This window comes from Catellatospora sp. NPDC049111, assembly GCF_040648615.1.
GTDB classification, from domain to species: Bacteria; Actinomycetota; Actinomycetes; order Mycobacteriales; family Micromonosporaceae; genus Catellatospora; species Catellatospora aurea.
This window is the reverse complement of record NZ_JBEZEB010000084.1, coordinates 1-5,145: the sequence shown is the minus strand read 5'-3', so window position 1 is coordinate 5,145 and position 5,145 is coordinate 1. Positions and strand designations below refer to the sequence as shown.

General features: G+C 73.5%; 4 protein-coding genes. All 4 read left to right on the top strand.

Annotated elements, in window-relative coordinates; genetic code table 11:
* Window positions 1-70 precede the first annotated feature (70 nt).
* Entirely contained in the window at window positions 71-2,641 is a 2,571-nt protein-coding gene (locus AB0B66_RS43620; protein ID WP_360541544.1) for a DUF4118 domain-containing protein, read from the top strand.
* Window positions 2,638-3,327, top strand: coding sequence for a response regulator (locus tag AB0B66_RS43615; RefSeq protein WP_360541542.1), 690 nt, complete (start codon window positions 2,638-2,640; stop codon window positions 3,325-3,327). The genes AB0B66_RS43620 and AB0B66_RS43615 overlap by 4 nt, the downstream gene beginning before the upstream one ends.
* Before the next feature lie 158 nt (window positions 3,328-3,485).
* On the top strand, window positions 3,486-4,790 hold the full coding sequence (locus tag AB0B66_RS43610; protein ID WP_360541540.1) for a diaminopimelate decarboxylase: 1,305 nt from the start codon (window positions 3,486-3,488) through the stop codon (window positions 4,788-4,790).
* Window positions 4,791-4,955: 165 nt separating this feature from the next.
* A partial coding sequence (locus AB0B66_RS43605; RefSeq protein WP_360541538.1) for a hypothetical protein occupies window positions 4,956-5,145 on the top strand: 190 nt, incomplete at its 3' end.

Sequence of the window (5,145 nt, the reverse complement as noted above, 5' to 3'; positions counted from 1 at the left end):
TCGCGGTGGCTGCGTGTCTTCCCCCCAGGGTCACCCGGCCGCCCGGCCGCACCCGCAGAGAGGACCGCAGATGACGCGAGGCCAGCTGCGCATCTACCTCGGCGCCGCCCCCGGCGTCGGCAAGACCTACGCCGCCCTCGAAGAGGCGCACCGCCGCCGCGAGCGCGGCACCGACGTCGTCGTCGGCTTCGTCGAGACCCACGGGCGCAGACACACCCTGCACATGCTCGGCGAACTCGAACTCGTGCCCCGGCGCACGATCGGCTACCGCGGCGCGACGTTCACCGAGATGGACGTCGACGCGATCCTCGCCCGCCGCCCCGAGGTCGTGCTCGTCGACGAACTCGCCCACACCAACGTGCCCGGCTGCCGCAACGCCAAACGCTGGCAGGACATCAACGAGCTGCTCGACGCCGGCATCCACGTGTTGTCCACCCTCAACATCCAGCACCTGGAGTCGCTCAACGACGTCGTGCAGACCATCACCGGGGTGCCGCAGCGCGAGACGGTGCCCGACGAGGTCGTCCGCCGCGCCGAGCAGGTCGAGCTGATCGACATGACCCCCGAGGCGTTGCGGCGGCGCATGGCCCACGGCAACGTCTACCGGCCCGAGAAGATCGACGCCGCGCTGGGCAACTACTTCCGCGTCGGCAACCTCACCGCGCTGCGCGAGCTGGCGCTGCTGTGGCTGGCCGACAAAGTCGACGAGCAGCTCGACCGGTACCGGACCGAACATCGGATCGACACGACGTGGGAGGCGCGCGAACGTGTCGTCGTCGCGCTGACCGGCGGCCCCGAGGGCGAGACGATGATCCGCCGCGCGGCCCGCATCGCCGACCGGGCCCGCGGCGCCGACCTGCTCGCCGTGCACGTCGCCCGCAGCGACGGCCTGGCCGGAGCCGACCCGGCGCTGCTGGCCAGGCAGCGCATCCTCGTCGAGAGCATGGGCGGCACCTACCACCAGGTCGTCGGCGGCGACGTGCCCCGGGCGCTGCTGGACTTCGCCCGCGGCGTCAACGCCACCCAGCTGGTGCTCGGCGCCAGCCGCCGCGGGCGCTTCGCGCAGATCCTGTCCCGCGGCGTCGGTGTCACCACCACCGCCGAGTCCGGGTCCATCGACGTGCACCTGGTCACACACGCCGAAGCCGGCCGCGGGCGCACCATCGGCGACCAGGGCAGCGCCCTGTCGGTCAGCCGCCGCCTGGCCGGATACGCGCTGACGCTGCTCGGACTGCCGCTGCTGACCGTTGGGCTGTACCAGTTCGAAGACCTGAACCTGGGCACCGACATCCTGCTGTACCTGGCCGCCGTCGTCGCCATCGCCCTGGTCGGCGGCATGTGGCCGGCGATCGTCGCCGCGCTGGGCGCCTCCGCGCTGCTCAACTACTTCTTCACCCCGCCGATAAGGCAGTGGACCATCACCGACCGGGAGAACCTGCTCGCCCTGGGGGTGTTCCTGGTCGTCGCGATCGCGGTGAGCGCGACCGTGGACGCCGCGGCCCGCCGCAGCCGCGAAGCCGCCCAGGCCGGAGCCGAAGCCCAGACCCTGGCCACCGTTGCCGGCAGCGTCCTGCGCGGCGACCGGCCGCTGACCGCGCTGCTGCAGCGCCTGCAGGAGACCTTCGGCCTGGATGCGGTCACGCTGCTGGAGGCCCGCGACGGCGTCGGCCGCGGCCCCGAACGCCGCCACGATCCCGCCGCCTGGCGCGTCGTGGCCACCGTCGGCGGCAAGCCGTCGTTCGCGCCCGGCGAGGCCGACACCGACGTGCCCGTCAGCGACGACCTCACCCTCGTGCTGCGCGGCAAGGCCCTGGCCGCCGCCGACCGGCGCATCCTGGAGGCGTTCGCGTCGCAGGCCGCCCTCGCACTGCAGCACGAACGCCTCGCCGAGCAGGCCGCCGCCGCCGTGCCCCTGGCCGAAGCCGACCGGATGCGCACCGCGCTGCTGGCCGCGGTCAGCCACGACCTGCGCACCCCGCTCGCCTCGGCCAAAGCCGCCGTGGACAGCCTCGCCGGCGGCCAGGTCGACTTCGACGAGCAGGACCGCGCCGAGTTGCTGGCCACCGCGGCCGAATCCCTCGACCGGCTCCACCGCCTGGTCGAGAACCTGCTGGACATGAGCCGCCTGCAAGCCGGGGTGCTCGGCGTGTCACCGCGGCCCATGGGCGTCGAGGACGTCGTCCCGCACGCCCTCGACGAGCTCGGCGACGCGGGCCGCGGCGTGCGGATGCGCATCCCCGCCGACCTGCCCGCCGTCACCGCCGACCCCGGCCTGCTGGAACGGGTCCTGGTCAACGTCATCGGCAACGCGCTGCGCCACAGCCCGTCCGGCCATCCGCCGCTGGTCAAGGCCAGCGCCCACGGCGGCCGGGTCGAGCTGCGCATCGTCGACCACGGCCCCGGCATACCCGAAGCCGACTGGGACCGGGTGTTCCTGCCGTTCCAGCGCCTGGGCGACCGCAGCAACGACACCGGGGTCGGCCTCGGCCTTGCCCTGGCCCGCGGCCTCAGCGAAGCCATGGACGGCACACTGATCCCGGAGGTCACCCCCGGCGGTGGGCTGACGATGGTGCTGTCCCTGCCCACCGCCGACCCGACGCCCGCCATCACCGCCCACGAACCAGAACAGGCCATGCGATGACGAAGGTCCTCATCGTCGACGACGAACCGCAGATCCTGCGCGCGCTGCGCATCAACCTCAAAGCCCGCGGCTACGACGTGGAGCTGGCCCCCGACGGCGCCACGGCGCTGCGCGCCGCGGGCTCGTACCTGCCCGACGTGGTCGTGCTCGACCTCGGCCTGCCCGACATGGACGGCGTCGAGGTCATCCGGGGCCTGCGCGGCTGGTCGGCGACGCCGATCATCGTGCTGTCCGGCCGCACCGGCAGCGACGACAAGGTCGAAGCCCTCGACGCCGGAGCCGACGACTACGTCACCAAACCCTTCGGCGTCGACGAGCTGCTGGCCCGCATCCGCGCCGCGACCCGCCGCCACGGCGCCGCGCCGGAGTCGCGGCGGTTCGTGCGCGTCGGCAGGTTCGAACTCGACGTCGCCGACCACCAGATCCGCGGCGGCGACATCCGCCTCACCCCGACGGAGTGGCAGCTGTTGGCCGCGCTGGTCCGCAACCCCGGCAAGCTCGTCAGCCAGCGGCAGCTGCTGCACGACGTCTGGGGGCCGCAGTACGCCACCGAGACCAACTACCTGCGCCAGTACATGGCCCAGCTGCGCCGCAAACTCGAAGCCGACCCCGCCCACCCCCGCCAGCTGCTGACCGAACCGGGCATGGGTTACCGGTTCGTGCCCGCCGAGGAACTGCCCGCGTGAGCCGCCGCCGGATTCGCGTCAAGAAACGGCCGTGCGGCGTACCCATCCCGTCAAGATCCTTGGCAGGCGGGTGCCGCGGCGGCTGTCATGGGAGACGTGACAACCGCACCCTCGGCTCCGGCGGAGCCCGTCTCATCGCTTCGGCGAGGTGAGTGGCGATGACCCTCGCCGACGTGATCCCGTCCCTGCGCTCCTCGCTGCCGCCCCGGCAGCTCGACCGCGGCCTGTGGCCGCTGACCACCACCCTCGGCCGCGGCGGGCTGGCCATCGGCGGCGTGCCCCTCACCCTCGTCGAGGAGGAGTACGGCACCCCCGCCTACATCCTTGACGAAGCCGACGTACGCGAACGCTGCGCCGCCTACGCCGCCGCGTTCGGCCCCGCCCAGGTCTACTACGCGGCCAAGGCGCTCATGTGTCGCGGCCTGCTGCGCTGGGTCGCCGAAGCAGGACTCGGCCTGGCCGTGTACTCCCAGGGACAGTGGAACCTCGCGCGGACCCTCGGCATCGCCCCCGACCGCATCATCGCCCACGGGCAGGTCGAGACCGGCGGCGACGGCAGAGTCGTGGTCGAGTCGCTCGCCGACGTGCAGCGGCTCACCCGGACCCGCCGCCCGCGCCGCCAGCAGGTGATCCTGCGGGTGCTGCCCGCCCAGCTCGGCTTCGGCCGGCCCCCCTGGGCAGCACAGGAGCGCTTCGGCGCACCGGTCGCCAGCGGCGAACTGGCCGAACTCGTCGCAGCCATCGCCGACGAGCCGCTGCTGGACCTGGTCGGCCTCGACGTCTACCTCGGCTCGCAACTGGCCCAGTTCGGCGGCTACGAACACGCCGTCGCCCAGCTGGTCGCCACCGCCGCCGAGCTGCGCCGCGCGCACGGGGTGCGGATCGAGGAGCTGAACATCGGCGGCGGGTTCGCCGTCGCCCACACCGAGCAGGATCCGACGCTGCCCGTCGACCCGTTCGCCGCCCGGATGCGCCGGCGGCTGGCACTGGAATGCGACCGCCGCGCCATCGCCAAACCGCGCCTGTCGGTGACCCCCGGCCGGGCCATCGTCGCCCGCGCCGGCGTGGCCCTGTACCGGGTCACCGCCGTGCGGCACGAGGACGGCCGCCAGATCGTCGCCGTCGACGGCGGCCTGTCCGACAACCCCCGCCCGGCCCTGTACGGAGCCCGCTACACCGCCGTGCTGACCGGCCGTGCCAGCCAGGCGCCGCTGTGCCCGACCACCGTCGTCGGCCGCCACGACGAACCCGGCGACCTGCTCGTACGCGACGAGCCGCTGCCCGGCGACCTGCGCCCCGGCGACCTGCTGGCCGTGCCGGGCTGCGGGGCGTACCACTTCCCGCTGGCCTCCAACTACGACCTGGTCGGCCGGCCGCCGCTGCTCGCCGTCCATGACGGGCAGGCACGCGAGCTGGTACGCCGGGAGACCCTCGACGACGTCCTGGCCCGCGACGCCGCCTGACCGACCACGGGCACCCCCCACCGGACCCCGCCCCGCGTCAGCCGCCGGGGCGGGGCCGCCGGCCGTTGCGGCAGGTCTTGACGAAATTTTGACGCTCAGGGGGTCGGGAAAGGCCCTATCGTTGCCGAGGCTCGACACAGGATTCGGCGAGGGCATCGGAAGGTCATGGGCAACCCGGCACAGCAACAGGTGATCGAATACGCCATCCCGGCGACAGTCGGAGCGCCGGGGCCCGCCCCGAAGCCGCACGGCCGGTTCACCGGCTGGCTGCTGCAGCACCGGGTGCAGCCGGTCGGGCCGGAGGCCGACGAGAGCCACGCCAAGCCGCAGTCGTGGTGGAAGGTCATGTGCCTGA